Here is an 18,744-nt window from a genome sequence, read left to right as displayed (position 1 = left end):
ATGAACGAACCCGAACTGATCGACGTGCTTCCCGCGCATCGTTTTGATGAGGCGGCGCTGGCTCAATACCTTCGGCAGCAGCTGCCCGAATTGGGCCCCGAGCTAAAGGTTCGGCAGTTCCAGGGCGGCCAGTCCAACCCCACCTACCTTCTGGAAAGTGCCGGTCGCCGCTACGTATTGCGCAAGAAACCGCCGGGCAAGGTGCTGCCGTCTGCGCATATGGTCGAGCGTGAATACAAGGTGATCGGTGCCCTGTCCGAGCACACCACTGTTCCGGTGCCACGCGTACATCTGCTGTGCGAGGACGAAACCATCATCGGCACCGCCTTTTACGTCATGGATCACATAGAGGGACGGATCTTCGGCCATCCAGCGTTGAACGAACTGACTACCGCCGAACGCCGGCCGATCCATCTGGCCGCCATCGATACGATGGCCGAGCTTCATCAAGTTGACGTCGAAAAGGTGGGCCTGGGTGATTTTGGCAAGGCTCAGGGCTACTTCGCGCGCCAGGTGAAGCGCTGGTCCGGCCAGTATCAGGCGTCCCGGACCGGTGACATGCCGGCGATGGAACAGCTGATGCGCTGGTTGCCTGAGCAGGCGCCGCAGCGCGACGAGTGCGCCATTGCCCACGGTGACTACCGGCTCGGCAATCTGATTTTCGATCCGAGTGAGGCGAAGGTGGCGGCAATTCTCGACTGGGAACTGTCGACCCTCGGCCATCCGCTCGCAGACCTCGCCTACTTCTGCTTGCCGTATCACCTGCCGGCGGGTGTCGACGGACTGCGTGGATTGATCGGCATCGATCTGCAGGAGCAGGGCATTCCGTCCGAGCAATCGGTACTGCAACGGTATTGCCTGAGAAGCGGGCGCGACGCCATCGACGACTGGCATGTGTTCGTGGCGTTTTCACTGTTCCGGCTCGCGGCGATCCTGCAGGGCGTCTATGCGCGGGCGTTGCAGGGCAATGCCAGCAATGCCGATGCGTTGCAGGTTGGTCAGCGCGCCGGCCTGCTGGCTGAAGCAGGTTGGCGGATCGCCCAGAATGGCAGCGGGGTAACCGTATGAGCGCTCCGTTGCTACGTCGCGTTTTATTGACCAACGATGACGGTATTGCTGCGCCGGGGCTGGCGCTGCTCGAGCGGATCGCCGCGCAACTGGCCGAAGAGGTCTGGGTGGTGGCGCCCGAGCACGACCAGAGCGGTACCGGTCAGGGCATTTCCGTGCACGCGCCGCTGCGGGTGTATCACCATGGTGAGCGGCGTTTCGCCGTCTCGGGAACGCCATCAGATTGCGTGATGTTCGCCATGGCCGAATGGCTGCAGGACTCGCCGCCTGATCTGGTGCTGTCCGGCGTCAACAGCGGGGCGAACATCGGCGATTCGGTGCCTTATTCGGGCACCCTCGGCGCGGTACTCAGCGCCGACCTGCTGGGCATTCCGGCCATCGGCCTGAGCCAGGCCTTTCTTGATCGCACAGGGATCGATTGGTCCTGTGTCGAGACCTACGCGGAAACCACAATCCGTGCGCTCTGGGCGCGTCTTGAAGAAAACGGCTGTTGCTGGAACGTGAATTTCCCGGCTTGTTCGGCTGACCTCGTCAGCCATCTGCGAATGACCCAGCAATCGCGCGGCTCGATCACCCGGCCTCGTTTGCAGGCAGGGCGTGACGGGCGCGGCTTGCCGTACTGGTGGCTTGGCTTCGAGCATTCGTCTGCACATATCGTCGCCCCTGAGGCCGACGTCGCTGCGCTGCGTGAAAAGCGCATCGCGATCACACCCTTGCGCGACACCCGGGGCTGGCTCGAGTGGGGCGAAGAAAGGGCCATGGCCGACTTGGCCCTTTAACCGCGATTCAGGAGTTCAGAAATGTTCACTCGCCATCATGCGGTCTGGCCCGAGGATCTGCCTAAGCACCTGAGCGTGCCGGAAACCAGCCTGTTCACCAATCTCGAGATTTCCACGCGCCGTTTCCCGGACAAGACGGCGATGGTTTTCTACGACACCTTGATCACCTACGCTGAACTGCTGCGCGAAGTCGAAGCGATGGCCGGTTACCTTCAGCAGTTGGGCGTCGCCAAGGGCGATCGGGTGCTGCTGTATATGCAGAACTCGCCGCAGTTCACCATCGCCTACTACGCGATCCTGCGCGCGGATGCGGTGGTGGTACCGGTTAACCCGATGAACCACAGCGCCGAGCTGGAGCACTACCTGCACGACACGGGCGCGGCCGTATGTATTTGCGGTCAGGAGCTGACCGGCTTCATCGCACCGCTAGTCGGCACGGCGCAGCTGCGTCAGGTAATCGTTGCGGCCTACTCAGAGTATGTCCGCCAGCCCACCGACCTGGCACTGCCGGTCGAAGTGCAGGCGCCCGTCGCGGCGCCGACGTTCTCAGGCGGCACCGCGTGGCGCGAGGCTATCGCGGCCGGCCACGCACCCGGTCCGCACACGGCCGGTCCGGACGATCTCTGTGTGTTCCCTTACAGCTCCGGCACCACCGGCGCGCCCAAGGGCTGCATGCATACCCATCGTTCGGCGATGGCGACCATCATCCATCGCATCATCTGGACCAACAGCACCAGCGAATCGGTAATCCTCGCGACACTGCCTTACTTTCATGTCACGGGCATGCAGGGCGCCATGAGCGGGCCGATCTACAACGGTGGCACCGCCGTGATCATGACCCGCTGGGACCGCAAGGTTGCGGCGCAACTGATTGAGCGCCACGCCGTGACCGGCTGGGTGAATATCGCCACGATGGCCATCGACTTCCTCTCCGATCCGGACCTGGAGCGCTACAACCTGTCCAGCCTGGTCAGCGTCGGCGGCGGTGGCGCAGCAATGCCCAAGGCGGTTGAGGAGAAGCTGCATCGGCTTACCGGCCTGCGTTACATCGAAGGCTATGGACTTTCCGAAACCATCGCGGCCACCCATATCAACCCGGTGCCGCGACCCAAGGCGCAGTGCCTCGGGATTCCGGTATTCGACGTCGACAGCCGCGTCATCGATCTGAATACCGGGCAAGAGCTTGGCCCCAATGAGGTAGGCGAAATCATCAGCCGTGGGCCGCAGTTGTTCCAGGGTTACTGGAACCGTCCGGAAGAGACCGAGCGCGCATTCATCGAACTGGACGGCCACAGGTTTTTCCGCACCGGCGACATGGGCTACTACGATGAAGAGGGCTATTTCTTCCTGGTAGACCGGGTCAAGCGGATGATCAACGCGTCCGGCTTCAAAGTCTGGCCGTCGGAAGTGGAAAGCCTGATGTACCGCCACCCAGCGATCCAGGAGTGCTGCGTGATCTCGCGGCCCGACCCCAAGCGCGGTGAGACGGTCAAGGCCTGTGTCGTGCTGCGCGATGGGCAGGCCGGGCAGGTCAGCGAGCAGGACATCATCGACTGGTGCAAGGCCGAGATGGCCGCTTACAAGGCGCCGGTCTACGTGGAGTTCGTCGCGTCGTTGCCGCGGTCCTCCACGGGCAAGCTGATGTGGCGTGCGCTGCAGGAAGAAGAAAACCGCAAACACGCCGCCAGCACCGAGCAGGCCTGACGGCAGCGAAGCCATTGCAAGGCCACGCGCCGGCTGGCGCCTTCGAAATCAACGGAGCAGATGCTATGCAAGATTCAACCGCTACGAACCGGGAAGCCGAATGGCAGGTGCGCAAGGATCTGGCGGCGGCCTATCGACTGGTCGCGCATTTTGGCTGGGATGACCTGGTGTTCACCCATCTCTCCGCCCGCGTACCGGGGCCGGAACACCATTTTCTGATCAACCCCTACGGCCTGCTGTTTCAGGAGATCACCGCCTCGTCGCTGGTCAAGGTCGATCAGGAGGGGCAGATCGTTCAGAGCGGCAGCCTGCATCGGGTCAACCCGGCCGGTTTCACCATCCATAGCGCGGTACACATGGGCCGCGAAGATGCGGGTGCAGTCATGCACCTTCATGCCGCTGACGGCGTCGCGGTTTCGGCGCATCGCGATGGGCTCCTGCCGCTGAGCCAGACGGCGATGCTCTGCCTCGATCACCTCTGCTATCACGAGTACGAAGGCGTCGCGCTGGACCTGAGTGAGCGCGAGCGGCTGATCCGCGACCTCGGTGACAAGCGAATGATGATGCTGCGCAACCACGGCGTGCTGACAGCAGGCGGCACGGTCGCCGAAGCCTTCACCTACCTCTATTTCCTGATGAAGGCATGCGAGATTCAGGTGCGCGCTCAGGCCTGCGGCCCGACCCATATGCCTTCAGCGGCTGCCATCGAGACGACTCGCCAGCAATCGGCCGAGCTGGGCAGCGCCGCCAAACTGACCTGGCCCGCATTGTTGCGTCTGCTGGAAGCCAATGGTCATGTCTATGCGATATAGCGCTACGCTAGCGCGCTCCGGACGTCTTCCAAGGAATAAAGCTGAGTGACCATGAAAATCCTTTTCGTCGCCGCCGACCCCAAGCCAGAGCGTTGGACCAGTCTGATCCAGCAACACCTGCCAGACGCCGAAATCCAGGTGTGGCAGCCGGACAATCCGAGTTGCGCCGCTGACTACGCCATCGTCTGGCATCCGCCCGCGACGCTGTTCGACAAGGAGCCGCAACTGAAGGCGGTGTTCAACCTTGGCGCAGGCGTGGATGCGCTGGTGCGGATACCTAACCTGCCGCGCGATATCCCGATAGTGCGCCTGGAAGATGCGGGTATGGCGGTGCAGATGGCGGAGTACGTTGCCTATCACGTGATAGGCATCAGTCGCGACATGGACGCCTATCGTGAGCAGCAGGCGGCCGGACAGTGGAAGTTACGGCGGCCCATCGAGCGCAGCGAGTGGCCGATCGGTGTGCTCGGGCTCGGGCATATCGGCCAGCGGGTCGCCAAGACGCTTGCGACGCTGGATTACCCGGTTATGGGATGGTCGCGTTCCGCACATGGCATAGACGGGGTGCGCAGTTTTGCTGGCGAGGTGGAGCTCGATGACTTCCTCGCTGAAACGCGTGTGTTGGTCAACACGCTGCCGCTGACCGACAGTACGCGCGATCTGATCGACCACTCGCTGCTGTCGCGGCTAAGGCCTGACGCGGTAATCATCAACGTTGGGCGCGGCGAGCACCTGGTCGACGAAGATCTTTGCCGTGCCATCGAAGAGGGCAAGGTGACCCGTGCAGTGCTCGACGTGTTCCGGGAAGAACCGCTGCCGTCGTCGCATCCGTTCTGGCAGATGCCACAGGTCACTATCACTCCGCATGTCTCGGCGCGAACCCTGCGCGAAGCGACCATCGCCCAGATCGCGGACAAGATCGTGGCGCTGGAAGACGGGCAATCTATCAGCGGCGTGATCGATATCCAGCGCGGATACTGATCAGCTTCGGCTGGAATTTATTCGCGGGGCTCGCCGGGACGCGGCCCTCACCCCGATACGATCCGCGAGTAATTGCACTCCGAATCCCATCGCGTGCAAGCCGCAGCGATGGGATGTACAGCAATTAGCGGTGATGGGTCAGCCGGCGGCGATCAATCAGCTGCTCCATGCTCGGCCAGGTATCGATCGCGAAGTTCCCGCTTGAGTATTTTGCCGATGGCGCTCCGCGGTAGCTCGTCGATCAGCTCCAGCCAAGCCAGTCGTTGCGTCTTGCCCACGCGGCTGTTGAACCAATCCAGCAGCGCCTCGGGCGCCTCCGTCTGACGCTCTGAAAGCACCACGAAGGCCACCGGCGTTTCGCCCCAACGCGTTGACGGCACGCCGACCACGGCGACGTCAGCTATGGCCGGATGATCACGCAGTATCGCCTCGAGATCGCTTGGATAGAGATTGAAGCCGCCGGAAATGATCATGTCTTTCTTGCGATCGACCAGCATCAGGAAGCCTTCAGTATCGAAGCGGCCAATGTCGCCGGTACGAATGAACCGCTTGCCGTCGTGGGCGAACCATTCGGCTTCAGCCGTTTTGTCCGGCTTGTTCAGGTAGCCGGTCATCATCGCTGGCGAATGCCCGACGATCTCGCCAATGGCACCTTCGGGTAATTCGTTACCCGCATCATCTATCACGCGGATGTCATGCCCCTCGGCTGGCTTGCCGACGGTGTGCAGTTTGTCCGGATGCTCGTGGGCGGCGAGGATGCAGGTTCCGCCGCCTTCGGTCATCCCATAGGTGTCGATCAGCCCGCCCGGCCAGCGAGCCAGAACATCCGCTTTCAACGCCGCGCCGAACGGCGCGCTGGTACACATCTTGTAGCGGAAGTGGCTGAGGTCGTATTGCGAGAAGTCCTCGCGTGCCATGAGCCGCTGGTACTGCACCGGCACCAACATCGTATGGGTCACGGCGTGCTGCTGGGCCAGGCGCAGGTATTCGCCAGCCTCGAACTTGCTCATCAGCACCACGCAGCCGCCCAGGGCCAGCGTTGGGAGAAAGGCCACCAGCGTGGTGTTGGAGTACAGCGGCGTGGAGATAAGCGTGGTGGCGTCATCGCCGTATCCGTACGCGGCACTGCGGCGTACATGGGCCCAACGCATGGCATGCGATTGCACGATGCCCTTGGGCTCGCCGGTGGTGCCGGAAGAATAAATGATGTTGAACGCCCATTCCGGCTGGGTCGCTACGGGCTCTGGCGCTGCATCACTCAGCCAGGCGGACAAGCCGTCCTCTGGCGTCTGCTCCAGGCGCAGGGCTGGGCAAGGAAGGCGCGCTGCCACCGGCTCCAGATGCTGGGCCGCATGGGTGTCGACGAACAGCAGGCGGGGCGCGGCGTCAGCCAGCATCGTCAGCAGACTTTCGGCGCTGGCCGAGGGCGCCAGAGGGGCTACTGCCACGCCTGCGCGCAACGCACCGAGAAACACGACGGCATATTCGATAGAGTTGTATGCACAGATCGCCAACACATCGCCGGCGTGCATCCCATCGCGCTGCAGGGCCGCAGCAACGCTGCTCATCTGCGCGTCGAGTTCGGCATAACTCACGCGGCGCTCATCCTGTATCAACGCGGCACGGTCGGGCCGATGCCGGGCCCAATAGGCGAGAAGGTCTGGGACCGCAGCGAATGGATGGTTCAGATCGAGAGCGTCGGGGCTGGCGGAAAGATCCATTGCGGACTCGTTCTATCGAAGGCAAGAGGACGCTTGCATGCAACGGCAAGCATGGCAGCACAGCAGATCGAACAACCTTCGGCAATTAGCGCCTGCGCGGGAAGCGCTATTCGCCTCGGCAATGACGGGTGATTACTGATATTCACGATTGCTGGCATTTGCATGGCGAACCCGCGATGCCAGACGCGCGCTTAGCTTGGTCGATTGGTGTCGGGCGGTCAGCGGATTTCGCGCTGAGGTCGTTATTTTTGCGACAATGCCGGCTCTTTGATCAGGCGAACCCGTCATGTCCGAACGCAACCCCATTCCGCTGATTCTCACCGCTATCGGCAGCGTCATCGGCACCGTTGCGGTGCTGTCCTACTACGGTTATGTGCACATCGCCAAGCCGGAAGACGCGCTGTTGCTGGCCGACTACACCATGCTCAAAACCGTTCCCGGTGAAGACTATCGGGTCTCGCTCAAACCCGCGCCACAGGTCGCAGAGTGCATTGACGGTGTGCTGGTGCTTTTCGATACCGAGCAGAAGGGCCTGTCCGGCGTGCTGGTTGACAATCGCAGGCGTGCGATCCGCTGTATGGGCCAGCAGGTACCAACCGAGAGGGCACCGGCAAACAAGCCATAGCGTCGCTGTTCAAAGCTGCAAAACAAGAAGCCCGCCATAACGGCGGGCTTCGGTGTCACGGTGCGGCTCGAACCGCTATTACTCCATTGATGAACGCGGTGCCACGCGCTGATTATCGTTGGAGATCGTCACTTCGACGCGGCGGTTCCTCGCCCGGCTGGCAGGCGAGTCGTTGCTCGCAACCGGATACGCTTCACCGTAACCGACGGTCTGGATTCGATCGATTTCTACACCGGAATGGACGAGCGCGCGGCGCACCGCTTCAGCTCGACGCTCGGACAGCTGCTGGTTGTACGAATCCGAGCCCGTGCTATCGGTATAGCCTTCGACCATGACCTTGCGCTCCGGATTCTCGTTGAGAAACTCGGCGAGCTTCTGGACGTCGCGCATACCGGCAGCCTTGAGCTCAGCCTTGTTCAGGTCGAACAGCACGTCGCCGAAGGTCACCAGGGTGCCGCGTTCAGTTTGCTTGGCCTGCAAATCCTGCTGTAGCTGGCGGATCTCGTTCTGCTGACGCTTGAGCATCGCTTCACGGGATTCCAGCCGCGCTTGTGCGCGCTGCGTGGAAGCCTGCTCGATCGCTTGCTCGGCCTTGCGCAGTTCGATGGTCTGTTCGGCCAGGTCAATCCGACGGTTGGCCAGGTAGGCGAGCTGGTTGACGCGCTCTTCATCCGCGTCGTTCAGATAGGCCTTGTTGGCTTCGTCGAGTTGCTTGGAGGCGTCCTGAGTTTCCAGAGCGGCGTATTTCTGTGACAGCGGATTGCTCTGCAGTGACGAGAACTCGCTGCGTGCCGTTTCCAGATTCTGGTTTGGCTGCGACGAGCAGGCAGCAAGGCCGATGCTCATGGCGATCGCTGTGGGGATGGCTACTAGCTTATGCATGTCGATTCATCCTCTGCTAAATGAGAGTGCGGAAGGGAAGGGGTTATTGCTGAAGGCCGCGCATGCTTTCTTCGCGCAGCTCCTGAATCCCCTTCTGAGCGTCCTCAACGGCCTTCTGGGCCTTGGCGGCTTGTGCCTTGCGCTCTGCAACCCGGGCGTCCCACTCGGCCTGCTGGGCGAGTCGACGGGCTTCCTCATAGTTTTCTTTCTGCATCGCGAGTTCGGCCTGCTTCCACTTTTCCTGAGCGGCGCGCATGTCCACAGGGGCGTATTGGGTGGCCCCAGCGCTCACCGCGCCACGCACGGCCGATTCGGTCACGGCGAACTGCTCGTTTGGTGGATTGCCGGCACAACCAACCAGCAACAGGCCCCCAAGTGCAACGGCTGCCAGCTTGGGCAGCTGAAATCGCGATAGAGGGCTTTCGATGGTGTTCATTTTCATGGCCAGTCTCCAGTGGGATATCGGATGGGATATCGAGAACAGTGCCCGTTAGGCTGTGCTTTGAACTCGTCAGGAGCGGTCAGCAAATAAAACGGGCATGTTTTTGTGAGGCCGGCTGGGCGTAATCGTTCCAGTAAAAACAAGCCCAACGAGTAGAAAAGGGCTGCCTAGAGCCATTTAGCAGGCGCGAGGGGACGATGACACGTCACCTCAGTACGCCCATTTGACGTTGGTGCCCACGTTCGAAATCGATCAGGCTTGCTCTGCGCGCTCGGCAAGCAGGCGCTCAAGATGCTTGCGTGACAAGGCCAGGAAGCGCGGCGTTGGCCCGATGTCTTCATAGATCGGGTCGCCTTGCTCGTCCGTCGAGATCACCTTGGAGCCCTGCTCGTAGGGGAGGCTGGTCTCAATCCCTTCGAGAGCCGCACCCACCAGTTCGCCTAACAGCTCTTCAGTGCTGCGCTTGGGATACATCTCGGCAAGCGCTGCCAGCCTTGCCGCGCTTTCGACATCCAGCGGAATGGTGTACTGCGCGGCGCTCATGCGGCCGGTGGCGCTGCTTTCCCATTCCCGGACCAGTTCTGAAATTTTCATCTAGCTCAATCCTTAGCTCGCTTGGCGAGCAATATTGGCGGGTATTGCGAGCCAGCATCGACAGGCTTGTTCTGCTATGCCTTGTCTTCGTCGTAGACGCTGTGCACTCTGTTTGGACGGTTCATACAGCGTAGCCGTTCAGCATGGGCAGCATTGTTTACGTGCGTCCGATGCGGCGGCCTGTAAAGAGAGGCGAACATGGCGAAGATCGACGCGCGTTTGCGCGAAAACGTTCATCTGCTCGGTGAGCTGCTGGGCAATGCAATTCGCGAGCAACACGGCGATGCCTTCTTCGACAAGATCGAGCGCATTCGCAAGGGCGCCAAAGGCGCGCGCCGTGGCTCGGCTGATGGGGCCCAGCTGTTGCAGGACACGCTCGACGGGCTGGGTGATGACGAGCTGCTGCCGATGACCCGCGCCTTTAGCCAGTTTCTCAACTTGGCCAATATCGCCGAGCAATATCACCAGGTGCGCAGGCGTGGACCTGACGAAGCGGCCCCGACCGAAGCTGGTGCATTAGGTGACCTGCTCGAGCGCCTGAAGGGTGAAGGCTTCGGTCAGGAGTTTCTGGCACGCCAGGTCGGCCGCCTGGACATCGAGCTGGTGTTGACCGCGCACCCGACTGAAGTCTCACGACGGACCCTGATCCAGAAATACGACGCCATCGCCGCGCAATTGGCGGCGCGGGACCACACCGATCTTGGCCAAGGAGAACTGGCCAAGATCGAGCTGCGTCTGCAGCGGCTTGTGGCCGAGGCCTGGCACACCGAGGAGATTCGTCGCAGCCGACCGACACCGGTAGAAGAGGCGAAGTGGGGCTTCGCCGTTATCGAGAATTCATTGTGGCAAGCGCTGCCGAACGTGCTGCGCCAGACCGATCAAGCACTCAAACGCAGCACCGGTCTGCACCTGCCGCTGGACGTCGCGCCGATCCGTTTCGCGTCCTGGATGGGCGGCGATCGTGACGGCAACCCCAATGTGACGGCGAAGGTGACCCGTGAGGTCTTGCTGTTGGCACGCTGGGTCGCGGCAGACCTGTTCCTGCGCGATATCGACGGCCTGATCACGGCATTGTCGATGCAGACCGCCAGCGATGAACTGCTCAACCGCAGCGGGCAGTCGGCCGAGCCTTACCGGACCTTGCTCAAGACCCTGCGCGAGCGCCTGCAAGCCACGCGTGACTGGGCGAACGGTGCAATCGAGCATGACCAGCCGGCACCAGCGCAAGTGTTGTTCGATAATCAGGACCTGTGCGAGCCGTTGGAGCTCTGTTACCACTCGCTGCACGCCTGCGGCATGGGCATGATCGCCGATGGCGACTTACTCGATACGTTGCGCCGGGCTGCTGCCTTCGGTCTGTTTCTGGTGCGCCTGGATGTCCGCCAGGACTCGTCCCGGCATGTTGCCGCGTTGGCCGAAATTACCGACTACCTGGGTATCGGCCATTACGATCAGTGGGACGAGCAGCAGCGTCTCGACTTCCTGCAATCGGAGTTGAACAACCGTCGGCCCTTGCTACCTCCGAACTTCCAGCCCTCGGCCGAAACGGCGGAAGTGCTGGATACCTGCCGCGTGGTGGCGCAGGCGCCCGGTGCATCGCTCGGCTCTTATGTCATCTCCATGGCCAGGGGCGCCTCGGATGTACTCGCCGTACAGCTGCTGCTCAAGGAAGCTGGGCTGCGACGGCCGATGCGGGTCGTGCCGCTGTTCGAGACGCTCGCCGATCTCGACAATGCCGGGCCGACCATCGACAAACTCCTCGGGTTGCCGGGGTATCGTCAGCGGCTCCACGGCCCGCAAGAGGTAATGATCGGCTACTCGGATTCGGCCAAGGACGCCGGCACCACTGCGGCTGCCTGGGCGCAATACCGTGCGCAGGAAAGCCTGGTCGAGATCTGCCGCGCTCATCAGGTTGAATTGCTGCTGTTCCATGGCCGTGGCGGCACGGTTGGGCGTGGCGGCGGACCGGCGCATGCGGCGATTCTTTCGCAGCCACCCGGATCGGTAGCGGGGCGATTCCGCACCACCGAGCAGGGCGAGATGATCCGCTTCAAGTTCGGCCTGCCGGATATCGCTGAGCAAAACCTCAGCCTGTATCTGGCTGCCGTGCTTGAAGCGACCCTGCTACCGCCGCCTATGCCCGAGCCGGACTGGCGCGAAACCATGGAGCAGCTTGCAGCGGACGGCGTGTCGACCTACCGCAGCGTGGTGCGCGATCACCCGCAGTTTGTCGAGTATTTCCGCCAGGCGACGCCCGAACAGGAGCTTGGGCGTCTGCCGCTGGGTAGCCGCCCATCGAAGCGCCGGGAAGGGGGTGTTGAAAGCCTGCGAGCGATCCCCTGGATCTTCGCCTGGACCCAGACAAGACTGATGCTGCCCGCCTGGCTGGGCTGGGAGCAGGCGCTGCGTGGGGCGCTGGAGCGAGGCGAAAGTGAACGCCTCAAGACAATGCGCCAGCACTGGCCGTTTTTTAGCACCCGCATCGACATGCTCGAAATGGTCCTGGCCAAGGCTGACGCGGAAATAGCCGAACGCTACGACGCGCGACTGGTCAGCGCAGAGCTACAACTGTTGGGGCGCGATTTACGTGACAGATTGTCGCAGGCTGTAGCGGCGGTGCTTGAATTGACCGAGCAGTCAGAGCTGCTGGCGCACAGCCCTACAACGTTGGAGGCGTTCAGTCTGCGCAACACCTATCTCGATCCGCTGCATCTGATGCAGACCGAACTGCTGGCGCGTTCACGGCAACAGCAAAGTCCGGCGGAAAGCCCTCTGGAGCAGGCCTTGCTGGTCAGCGTCGCGGGTATTGCCGCAGGGCTGCGCAACACTGGTTGATCCTTCGCAGTCTCGCTCAGGTGGCGTCTGGCAACCGCCACCATGGGCAGTGAGCGGCATTTTCTCGGCCCCTCACGCTGCGCGGGATCGGCATGCCAAGGCGCAATGGGCGCCGCTTGTCTGCATTCTGTGCGCTGTGTATCGTGTTCAACCTTTTGTCGCATGGCGGCAAACCAGAATTTTTGATTCGCCAGAGGTGAGGGTGCGTTGCATCGATCCTGGCGGCATCCCTTTGCAAACTTGAGGACTCACTCCATGCGCGTCATTCTGCTGGGAGCGCCGGGTGCCGGGAAAGGCACACAGGCACGCTTCATCACCGAGAAGTTCGCCGTCCCGCAAATCTCCACCGGCGACATGTTGCGTGCAGCGGTCAAGGCCGGCACGCCCCTGGGCCTGCAGGTCAAGGACGTGATGGATAGCGGTGGTCTGGTTTCCGACGAGATCATCATCGCGCTGATCCAGGAGCGTCTGCAGCAGCCCGATTGCGCCAACGGTTTCCTCTTCGATGGCTTTCCGCGCACCATTCCACAGGCCGAAGCGCTGCGTGATGCCGGCGTCAAGTTGGACCACGTACTGGAAATCGCAGTAGACGATGAAGAGATCGTGGGTCGCCTGTCCGGTCGCCGTGTGCATCCGGCTTCAGGTCGCGTCTATCACACCGAGCACAACCCGCCAAAGGTGCCTGGCGTCGATGACCTGACAGGCGAAGAGCTGATTCAGCGCAAGGACGATCTGGAAGAAACCATCCGCCACCGCCTGAGCCTTTATCATTCCCAGACCAAGCCGCTGGTTGCGTTCTATCAGAACCTCGAAGCGGCCCAAGGCACGCCGAAGTGCAGCCGCGTCGAAGGCGTCGGTTCCGTGGAACAGATCACCTCGAAGGTGATGGCTGCGCTCAGCTGATATCGCCTGATTCCCAAAACGGCCCGCTTGCGGGCCGTTTTCGTTTCTCCCAGATTTGCAGGACGGCGGGGCCGTCATTGTTCAATCGGCCCAAGCGCAACTGCTACAATCGCCGCTCTTTTTCCTGCTGACCGGAACATCTGATGACCACGCTGCTGGCCCTGGATACCGCCACCGAAGCCTGCTCCGTCGCGCTGCTGCATGACGGTCAGGTGCTGAGCCATTATGAGGTGATTCCGCGGCTGCATGCCCAGCGTCTTCTACCCATGATCCAGACGCTCCTGAGCGAGGCGGGCATCGCGCTGTCGGCAGTAGACGCCCTGGCATTCGGACGTGGTCCCGGCGCTTTTACCGGGGTGCGTATTGCCGTTGGTGTGGTGCAGGGCCTGGCGTTCGCCCTGGAGCGGCCGGTGCTGCCAGTCTCGACGCTGGCAACCATCGCCCAGCGCGCTTACCGCGAACAGGGTGCGGAGCAGGTGGCGGTGGCGATCGACGCGCGCATGGACGAGGTCTACTGGGGTTGCTATCGGGCGCAGCAGGGTGAAATGCAGCTGGCCGGCAGCGAGGCGGTGTTGCCACCGGAACAGGTCAGCCTTCCCCGTGGAAGCGAAGGGCAATGGTTCGGTACGGGTACGGGCTGGGGTTATGGCGCGCGTCTCGCCGTTCAGCCCTCTGCGAGCGACGCGACCCTGCTACCGCATGCTTTGGATCTGCTTACGTTGGCCGGCTTTGCCTGGCAGCGTGGGGAAGCGGTGGAAGCCGATCAGGCCCAGCCGATCTACCTGCGTGACAATGTCGCCACTCCCAAGGCCCCTCGGTGACAAGCGGCATTGCCAATTACGGAGCGGCTCGCTAGAGTCGGCGAACTTGAACAGGTGAATGATGCGCCTTAACGGTCTCGCCCCCTCTGCCTATCCCATTGAACGTCCTGCCCACCCTGGCAGTGCGCCGGTCCCTTATCGCGAAAGCGAAAGGGCTGCGGAGCAGGCACGCGAGTCCATCGTTACACCGGCTAGCCAAGCCGATGCCACCTACGAACACCTCGCACGACGCAATAAAAGCGAGTCGACTGACTACGGTTCGGTTATCTCCGGTGATTTTATGCCGGCGCGCTTCGAAGCCATGATGGAGCGACCGCTTACCAGCCGCGCCACCCAGGCGTTGCAGAGCTATGGCACCACCGCCAGCTTCACGGCTGACCTGGACGCTCACGAAGTGCTCGGCCTCGACCTCTATGCCTGAGGCGTAGTGAACCGCGTTTGAATCTTCCCTATTTTCTCGGCTGTCCCTCCTGGAACGATGCCGCCTGGCGTGGCTCGCTCTATCCGCCGGGCTTGCCCGCCAGTGAATACCTTGCGCGCTATTGCTCCGTATTCAACACGGTCGAGGGCAATACCACACTTTATGCCTGGCCTTCGGTGCAGAAGATCGAGCGGTGGGCAGCGCTGATGCCAGAGGGTTTCCGCTTCTGCGCCAAGCTGCCTCGCGAGATCAGTCAGGCGCCGAACCTGTACGAAGTCGAAGATCTGATCCGGTCGTTCCGCACCTTGTTGGCACCGCTTGGCGCGCGGGTGACGCCATTCTGGCTGCAGCTGCCTGCTTCGTTCGGCCCTGCTCGGCTGGCAGAGCTGGCGCAGTTGATCGAGACGCTAGACAGACCGCTTGCCGTGGAGGTGCGCCATAGTGCCTTTTTTGCCAAGGGTGAGGAGGAGCGGGCGCTGAACCGGTTGCTGCATGAGCGGGGTGTCGAACGAATCTGCATGGACACGCGCGCGCTGTTCAGCTGCCAGTCCAGCGATCCGGCTCTGCTGCATGCCCAGAGCAAGAAGCCACGGCTGCCGGTGCGGCCGGCGGCGTTCAGCGAGTCTCCGCAGCTTCGCTTCGTCGGGCATCCGGCATTGGAGGCCAATGACCGCTTCATGGCGCCTTGGCTAGGCAAGGTCGCGGAATGGATCGAAGCAGGGAAGCGCCCACACGTCTACTTGCATACCCCAGACAATCGCCTGGCGCCCGAGCTGGCCATGCGCTTCCATGAGCAGCTCAGCGAGCGGCTACCCGGCTTGCCACCGCTGACCGCGCCGCCCATGCAAACCGAGTCGCAGCTCTCCCTGCTCGGCGTGGCTGAGGAACGCTAACAGCACAGACCGCAATCGCCAGCGCTGCAACCTTCACGTCCCGACGTTGCCGAAACGGCTATGACATTTGGCCGTTTCTTTCTGCTGCTACTCGTCGCAGTGGCTGGGTTTGCCTACGCGGTGTGGCGCGGGCACGTCGATGTCCCGGCGAAGTGGAATCCTTGGGCACCTTTGGACATCCGCGAGGCGCCGAACCTGCTGACCTCCTACAAACTGCAACGGCTGCAGCAGAATCGTGCATTGTGTGAACAGGCTTTGAAAACGTCCGACCTAGACTACGTGGCCGTGCCCGACAGCACGCCGCAACCTGGCTGCCCGGTCGAGAACGCTGTTCGCGTCAGCGGTTCGGCAGTTCGCTTCAACGGCGCGTTTCTGGCCACCTGTCCTCTGGCCGCGGCGTATGCGATGTTTGAACGACATGGTTTGCAGCCTGCAGCACAGCGGATCTTCGGTCAGCCGGTTGCGCGAGTCGATCATTTCGGCAGCTTCGCCTGCCGCAACATTGCGCGAAGCAACAGGCGCAGTCAGCACGCCTCGGCCAATGCGCTGGATCTGGCCGGGTTTCGCCTGGAAGATGGCACGCGCATTACCGTTGCGCGGGACTGGAACGGCGACGACGATAAGGCGCGCTTTCTCCGCGAGGTCAAGGCAGCCGCCTGTGATGCGTTCAAGATCACCCTGAGCCCTGAGTACAACGCTGCCCATCACGATCATTTTCATGTGGATATGGGCGGTTTCGGCATGTGCCGCTGAGGCAGCCCGGCGTCGCCTCTGGCAAAATGCGCCGTTTTTCCGACCCCGAGTTTCCCTATGACCTCTTCTCCGTTGGTTCGCGTCGAAGCCCTCGCTCCTCGATTCGCCGAAGAGGCTGACGTCTGGGCGGTGCGGCTGGGCTTGCCGATACGAGCGGACGACGCGGAGTTCGCGCTCCAGCTTGGGGAAGACGGTCTGCAGCTGCAGTTGCTCGGGCCGAACGCGCCAGGGCCGGTGCGGGTGGATTTCGTCGAAGGCGGTGCTGCGCATCGTCGGCAGTTCGGCGGGGGCAGCGGGCAGATGATCGCCAAGGCGGTTGGCATCCAGTCCGGCATCCGTCCCAGCGTCTTGGACGCGACGGCTGGCCTGGGGCGCGATGCGTTCGTGCTGGCGACATTGGGCTGCGAAATGGTGCTATTCGAGCGGCAGCCGCTGATTGCCGCACTGTTGGAAGACGGTCTGAGGCGTGGTCGTGATGATGCCGAGGTGCGGCCCATCGTCGAATGCATGCGTTTGCAGCAGGGCAACGCCATCGAATTGATGGGGCACTGGCAGGGCGAACCGCCGCAGGTCGTCTATCTCGATCCGATGTTTCCGCACCGGGAAAAAAGCGCACTGGTGAAAAAGGAGATGCGCCTGTTCCGGCCTTTTGTTGGTGATGATCTGGATGCGGGCGTCTTGCTCGAACAGGCGCTGGCGCTGGCCAGTCACCGGGTGGTGGTGAAGCGGCCACGCAAGGCGCCGGCCATCGACGGGCGAAATCCGGGCTACAGCCTGGAGGGCAAATCGAGCCGTTACGATATCTACCCGAAGAAGAAACTGGCGTCCGGCAGCTGATTTACGTCTCGTAACGATCCGGCTGCATCAGGCCGATGATCACAAGCGAAACGCGACTTTCTTGGCCTTGCTTATTCTGCGCAATAGTGGCATTCCTAGATCAGGCCGTTTGTGGCTGAACGGTGGTTACCAGATCGCGTAGAAGGAAGAGCATATGCAGATCCAAGTTCATAGCGATAACCACATCGAAGGCAGCGCCCGTCTCGTAGATTGGGTCAGTGGCAGTGTTGCCGACAAGCTGGATCGATTCGACGATGAAGTCACCCGCGTCGTGGTGCACCTGAACGACGAGAACGGCGTGAAGGCCGGCGCGCAGGACAAGCGCTGCCAGATCGAGGCACGGCCGAAGGGCCAACAACCCGTTTCCGTTACGCACAAAGCAGCCTCGCTTGAGCTGGCGGTCGATGGTGCCATCGACAAGCTTAACAACGCGCTGAGTCACCAGTTCGGTAAGCTGCGCAGCAAGCGCGCCTCGGCGCCGACTCCCCTGGAAGGCGAGACCCTGGAAGTGGAAGGTCGCGACGCCTTGCTGGAAGAAGACTTCCTTGCCGACGAGCAGCTGCGCAGCTCTGATACCTAACGTCCTCTCGCAACAGGCAGGCATCGCCCCGCGAAGCCTGCCCCCTCGCTACACCTCGCCATCTGTTCTCACATGACCCCGTCGATCCGATGGCCGGGCCTCTGAGCGCTCGTTCCTGTGCTATACCCCATGGAGCTGCATTGGATGCCGGGCCGCCGTAGCGCGCTCGGGAATGTGCGGCAATTGGATGACGAAAAGGGGGATCATCAGGCACGTAGGCGAGCTCCAGTGGCTAACCCGTGCCACCAGCAGGCGAGGTGACACCATGACCATGATGCAGTGTGAGTACCGTGATCACGTCATTACCGCGGAGGTAATGGAACATCCCGGCACACCGACCCCTTGGGCCGGCGGGTGCCGTATCAGCAATTCCCAGGGGCAGACAACCCGGCGCATGGCGCTTCCGGTTGGGCACGCCTTTATGGCGGAACTCGAACAGGCACAGCGGGCATCCATCGCCCATGGCAAGTGGCTGGTCGATCAGTGCCTCGATCAGGGACGGCAGCTGTTCGATAGGGCTGCCTGACCCTTTGTAACCTGTCGCAGCCCATTGGCTGCGGCGGGTTTTTTGACTCCCTCGTGATACCCACAAAGCGCTGGCTTTGGCTCCTTGCCGGCTTCGGGTTGAACTGTGCGGTACTCCATCGTCTCTATCTAGAACAGGGATCGCCAGCGAGGCGGTCGAATTTTTCTGCATAGCCTGATGGAGCCCGCTCATGGAATTACCTAACAAAGATCTCGGTACACTTTTCGAACAGCTCGGCCTGCCGTCGGACCCGGCCAGCATCGATGCATTCATCGCCAGCCACCGCCCGATTCCCAATCATATGAAAGTCTCCGAGGCGCCATTCTGGAGCGAAGCGCAGGGCTCCTTTCTCAAGGAGCTGTTGATGGACGACGCCGAATGGGCGCCAGTGGTCGATGAACTCAACGTGCGCCTGCACGAGCAGGGCGAAGAATTGCCCTGAGTCGGAGCGGGCGGCTCCGCCTGGCCGGTCAGGTCAGGTGGACAACGCCTTGGCGTGCCAGTGAGCCAAGGCGCTCTGTATGCCCATCGCGATCGATTGACTAGAATCCGCCTTTCCGCGCGACT

General features: G+C 62.0%; 20 protein-coding genes. 16 read left to right on the top strand and 4 right to left on the bottom strand.

Going from position 1 to position 18,744, the window contains the following annotated elements:
- The 5 genes from C1896_15690 to C1896_15670 all read left to right on the top strand — a co-directional run bounded on the left by C1896_15690 (window position 1) and on the right by C1896_15670 (window position 5,344).
- Window positions 1-1,068 carry a phosphotransferase family protein gene (locus C1896_15690; protein ID AZZ47699.1) on the top strand — a complete coding sequence of 356 codons (1,068 nt, stop codon included), beginning with the start codon at window positions 1-3 and terminating at the stop codon, window positions 1,066-1,068.
- A complete protein-coding gene (locus C1896_15685; protein AZZ46216.1) occupies window positions 1,065-1,847 on the top strand; it encodes a 5'/3'-nucleotidase SurE in 783 nt (260 codons plus the stop codon). Before C1896_15690 ends, C1896_15685 begins: the two co-directional genes overlap by 4 nt.
- 21 nt (window positions 1,848-1,868) lie before the next feature.
- Complete coding sequence (locus C1896_15680; GenBank protein AZZ46215.1) at window positions 1,869-3,551, top strand: long-chain fatty acid--CoA ligase; 1,683 nt, start codon at window positions 1,869-1,871, stop codon at window positions 3,549-3,551.
- 65 nt (window positions 3,552-3,616) lie between these two features.
- Entirely contained in the window at window positions 3,617-4,363 is a 747-nt protein-coding gene (locus tag C1896_15675) for a class II aldolase (protein ID AZZ46214.1), read from the top strand.
- Between the two features lie 51 nt (window positions 4,364-4,414).
- On the top strand, window positions 4,415-5,344 hold the full coding sequence (locus tag C1896_15670; GenBank protein ID AZZ46213.1) for a glyoxylate/hydroxypyruvate reductase A: 930 nt from the start codon (window positions 4,415-4,417) through the stop codon (window positions 5,342-5,344).
- Window positions 5,345-5,496: 152 nt separating this feature from the next.
- On the opposite strand, the gene C1896_15665 is transcribed toward C1896_15670, so the two are convergent.
- Window positions 5,497-7,065, bottom strand: a complete 1,569-nt coding sequence (locus C1896_15665) for a 4-coumarate--CoA ligase (GenBank protein AZZ46212.1) — start codon at window positions 7,063-7,065, stop codon at window positions 5,497-5,499.
- A 286-nt stretch (window positions 7,066-7,351) separates the two neighbouring features.
- Here C1896_15665 and C1896_15660 point away from each other — a divergent pair, with 286 nt between their 5' ends.
- The gene (locus C1896_15660) at window positions 7,352-7,690 is read left to right on the top strand and encodes a hypothetical protein (GenBank protein AZZ46211.1); all 339 of its coding nucleotides are present in this window, start codon (window positions 7,352-7,354) and stop codon (window positions 7,688-7,690) included.
- A gap of 78 nt (window positions 7,691-7,768) precedes the next feature.
- Here C1896_15660 and C1896_15655 read toward each other — a convergent pair whose 3' ends face one another.
- The 3 genes from C1896_15655 to C1896_15645 form a co-directional block, all read right to left on the bottom strand.
- A complete protein-coding gene (locus tag C1896_15655) occupies window positions 7,769-8,572 on the bottom strand; it encodes a hypothetical protein (GenBank protein ID AZZ46210.1) in 804 nt (267 codons plus the stop codon).
- Between the two features lie 43 nt (window positions 8,573-8,615).
- The gene (locus tag C1896_15650; GenBank protein AZZ46209.1) at window positions 8,616-9,014 is read right to left on the bottom strand and encodes a DUF4398 domain-containing protein; all 399 of its coding nucleotides are present in this window, start codon (window positions 9,012-9,014) and stop codon (window positions 8,616-8,618) included.
- Between the two features lie 252 nt (window positions 9,015-9,266).
- On the bottom strand, window positions 9,267-9,608 hold the full coding sequence (locus C1896_15645) for a pilin assembly protein (protein AZZ46208.1): 342 nt from the start codon (window positions 9,606-9,608) through the stop codon (window positions 9,267-9,269).
- A gap of 198 nt (window positions 9,609-9,806) precedes the next feature.
- Here C1896_15645 and C1896_15640 point away from each other — a divergent pair, with 198 nt between their 5' ends.
- The 10 genes from C1896_15640 (at window position 9,807) to C1896_15595 (ending at window position 18,619) form a co-directional block, all read left to right on the top strand.
- Window positions 9,807-12,443, top strand: coding sequence for a phosphoenolpyruvate carboxylase (locus C1896_15640; GenBank protein AZZ46207.1), 2,637 nt, complete (start codon window positions 9,807-9,809; stop codon window positions 12,441-12,443).
- A 255-nt stretch (window positions 12,444-12,698) separates the two neighbouring features.
- Entirely contained in the window at window positions 12,699-13,346 is a 648-nt protein-coding gene (locus tag C1896_15635) for an adenylate kinase (protein AZZ46206.1), read from the top strand.
- Between the two features lie 143 nt (window positions 13,347-13,489).
- Window positions 13,490-14,167 carry a tRNA (adenosine(37)-N6)-threonylcarbamoyltransferase complex dimerization subunit type 1 TsaB gene (gene tsaB / locus C1896_15630; GenBank protein ID AZZ46205.1) on the top strand — a complete coding sequence of 226 codons (678 nt, stop codon included), beginning with the start codon at window positions 13,490-13,492 and terminating at the stop codon, window positions 14,165-14,167.
- A gap of 61 nt (window positions 14,168-14,228) precedes the next feature.
- The gene (locus C1896_15625; protein ID AZZ47698.1) at window positions 14,229-14,588 is read left to right on the top strand and encodes a hypothetical protein; all 360 of its coding nucleotides are present in this window, start codon (window positions 14,229-14,231) and stop codon (window positions 14,586-14,588) included.
- Window positions 14,589-14,605: 17 nt separating this feature from the next.
- The gene (locus C1896_15620) at window positions 14,606-15,481 is read left to right on the top strand and encodes a DUF72 domain-containing protein (protein ID AZZ46204.1); all 876 of its coding nucleotides are present in this window, start codon (window positions 14,606-14,608) and stop codon (window positions 15,479-15,481) included.
- A gap of 60 nt (window positions 15,482-15,541) precedes the next feature.
- Entirely contained in the window at window positions 15,542-16,234 is a 693-nt protein-coding gene (locus tag C1896_15615; GenBank protein AZZ46203.1) for an extensin, read from the top strand.
- 57 nt (window positions 16,235-16,291) lie between these two features.
- On the top strand, window positions 16,292-17,071 hold the full coding sequence (locus C1896_15610) for an SAM-dependent methyltransferase (GenBank protein ID AZZ46202.1): 780 nt from the start codon (window positions 16,292-16,294) through the stop codon (window positions 17,069-17,071).
- A 154-nt stretch (window positions 17,072-17,225) separates the two neighbouring features.
- Complete coding sequence (locus C1896_15605; GenBank protein ID AZZ46201.1) at window positions 17,226-17,651, top strand: ribosomal subunit interface protein; 426 nt, start codon at window positions 17,226-17,228, stop codon at window positions 17,649-17,651.
- Window positions 17,652-17,916: 265 nt separating this feature from the next.
- A complete protein-coding gene (locus C1896_15600; GenBank protein ID AZZ47697.1) occupies window positions 17,917-18,177 on the top strand; it encodes a hypothetical protein in 261 nt (86 codons plus the stop codon).
- Window positions 18,178-18,367: 190 nt separating this feature from the next.
- Window positions 18,368-18,619, top strand: a complete 252-nt coding sequence (locus C1896_15595) for a DUF2789 domain-containing protein (protein AZZ46200.1) — start codon at window positions 18,368-18,370, stop codon at window positions 18,617-18,619.
- Window positions 18,620-18,744 lie beyond the last annotated feature (125 nt).

It is taken from the genome of Pseudomonadaceae bacterium SI-3 (assembly GCA_004010935.1).
In the GTDB taxonomy this organism is placed as follows: domain Bacteria; phylum Pseudomonadota; class Gammaproteobacteria; order Pseudomonadales; family Pseudomonadaceae; genus Stutzerimonas.
The sequence above is the reverse complement of the archived record's forward strand: the minus strand, read 5'-3'. Positions and strand labels throughout refer to the sequence as shown.

Coding starts and splice junctions, on each gene's coding strand:
- C1896_15610 (AZZ46202.1), top strand. CDS start 16,292: ATGACCTCTTCTCCGTTGGTTCGCGTCGAAGCCCTCGCTCCTCGATTC.
- C1896_15625 (AZZ47698.1), top strand. CDS start 14,229: ATGCGCCTTAACGGTCTCGCCCCCTCTGCCTATCCCATTGAACGTCCT.
- C1896_15600 (AZZ47697.1), top strand. CDS start 17,917: ATGACCATGATGCAGTGTGAGTACCGTGATCACGTCATTACCGCGGAG.
- C1896_15660 (AZZ46211.1), top strand. CDS start 7,352: ATGTCCGAACGCAACCCCATTCCGCTGATTCTCACCGCTATCGGCAGC.
- C1896_15615 (AZZ46203.1), top strand. CDS start 15,542: ATGACATTTGGCCGTTTCTTTCTGCTGCTACTCGTCGCAGTGGCTGGG.
- C1896_15605 (AZZ46201.1), top strand. CDS start 17,226: ATGCAGATCCAAGTTCATAGCGATAACCACATCGAAGGCAGCGCCCGT.
- C1896_15680 (AZZ46215.1), top strand. CDS start 1,869: ATGTTCACTCGCCATCATGCGGTCTGGCCCGAGGATCTGCCTAAGCAC.
- C1896_15655 (AZZ46210.1), bottom strand. CDS start 8,572: ATGCATAAGCTAGTAGCCATCCCCACAGCGATCGCCATGAGCATCGGC.
- tsaB (AZZ46205.1), top strand. CDS start 13,490: ATGACCACGCTGCTGGCCCTGGATACCGCCACCGAAGCCTGCTCCGTC.
- C1896_15640 (AZZ46207.1), top strand. CDS start 9,807: ATGGCGAAGATCGACGCGCGTTTGCGCGAAAACGTTCATCTGCTCGGT.
- C1896_15645 (AZZ46208.1), bottom strand. CDS start 9,608: ATGAAAATTTCAGAACTGGTCCGGGAATGGGAAAGCAGCGCCACCGGC.
- C1896_15685 (AZZ46216.1), top strand. CDS start 1,065: ATGAGCGCTCCGTTGCTACGTCGCGTTTTATTGACCAACGATGACGGT.
- C1896_15690 (AZZ47699.1), top strand. CDS start 1: ATGAACGAACCCGAACTGATCGACGTGCTTCCCGCGCATCGTTTTGAT.
- C1896_15650 (AZZ46209.1), bottom strand. CDS start 9,014: ATGAAAATGAACACCATCGAAAGCCCTCTATCGCGATTTCAGCTGCCC.
- C1896_15670 (AZZ46213.1), top strand. CDS start 4,415: ATGAAAATCCTTTTCGTCGCCGCCGACCCCAAGCCAGAGCGTTGGACC.
- C1896_15665 (AZZ46212.1), bottom strand. CDS start 7,065: ATGGATCTTTCCGCCAGCCCCGACGCTCTCGATCTGAACCATCCATTC.
- C1896_15595 (AZZ46200.1), top strand. CDS start 18,368: ATGGAATTACCTAACAAAGATCTCGGTACACTTTTCGAACAGCTCGGC.
- C1896_15635 (AZZ46206.1), top strand. CDS start 12,699: ATGCGCGTCATTCTGCTGGGAGCGCCGGGTGCCGGGAAAGGCACACAG.
- C1896_15675 (AZZ46214.1), top strand. CDS start 3,617: ATGCAAGATTCAACCGCTACGAACCGGGAAGCCGAATGGCAGGTGCGC.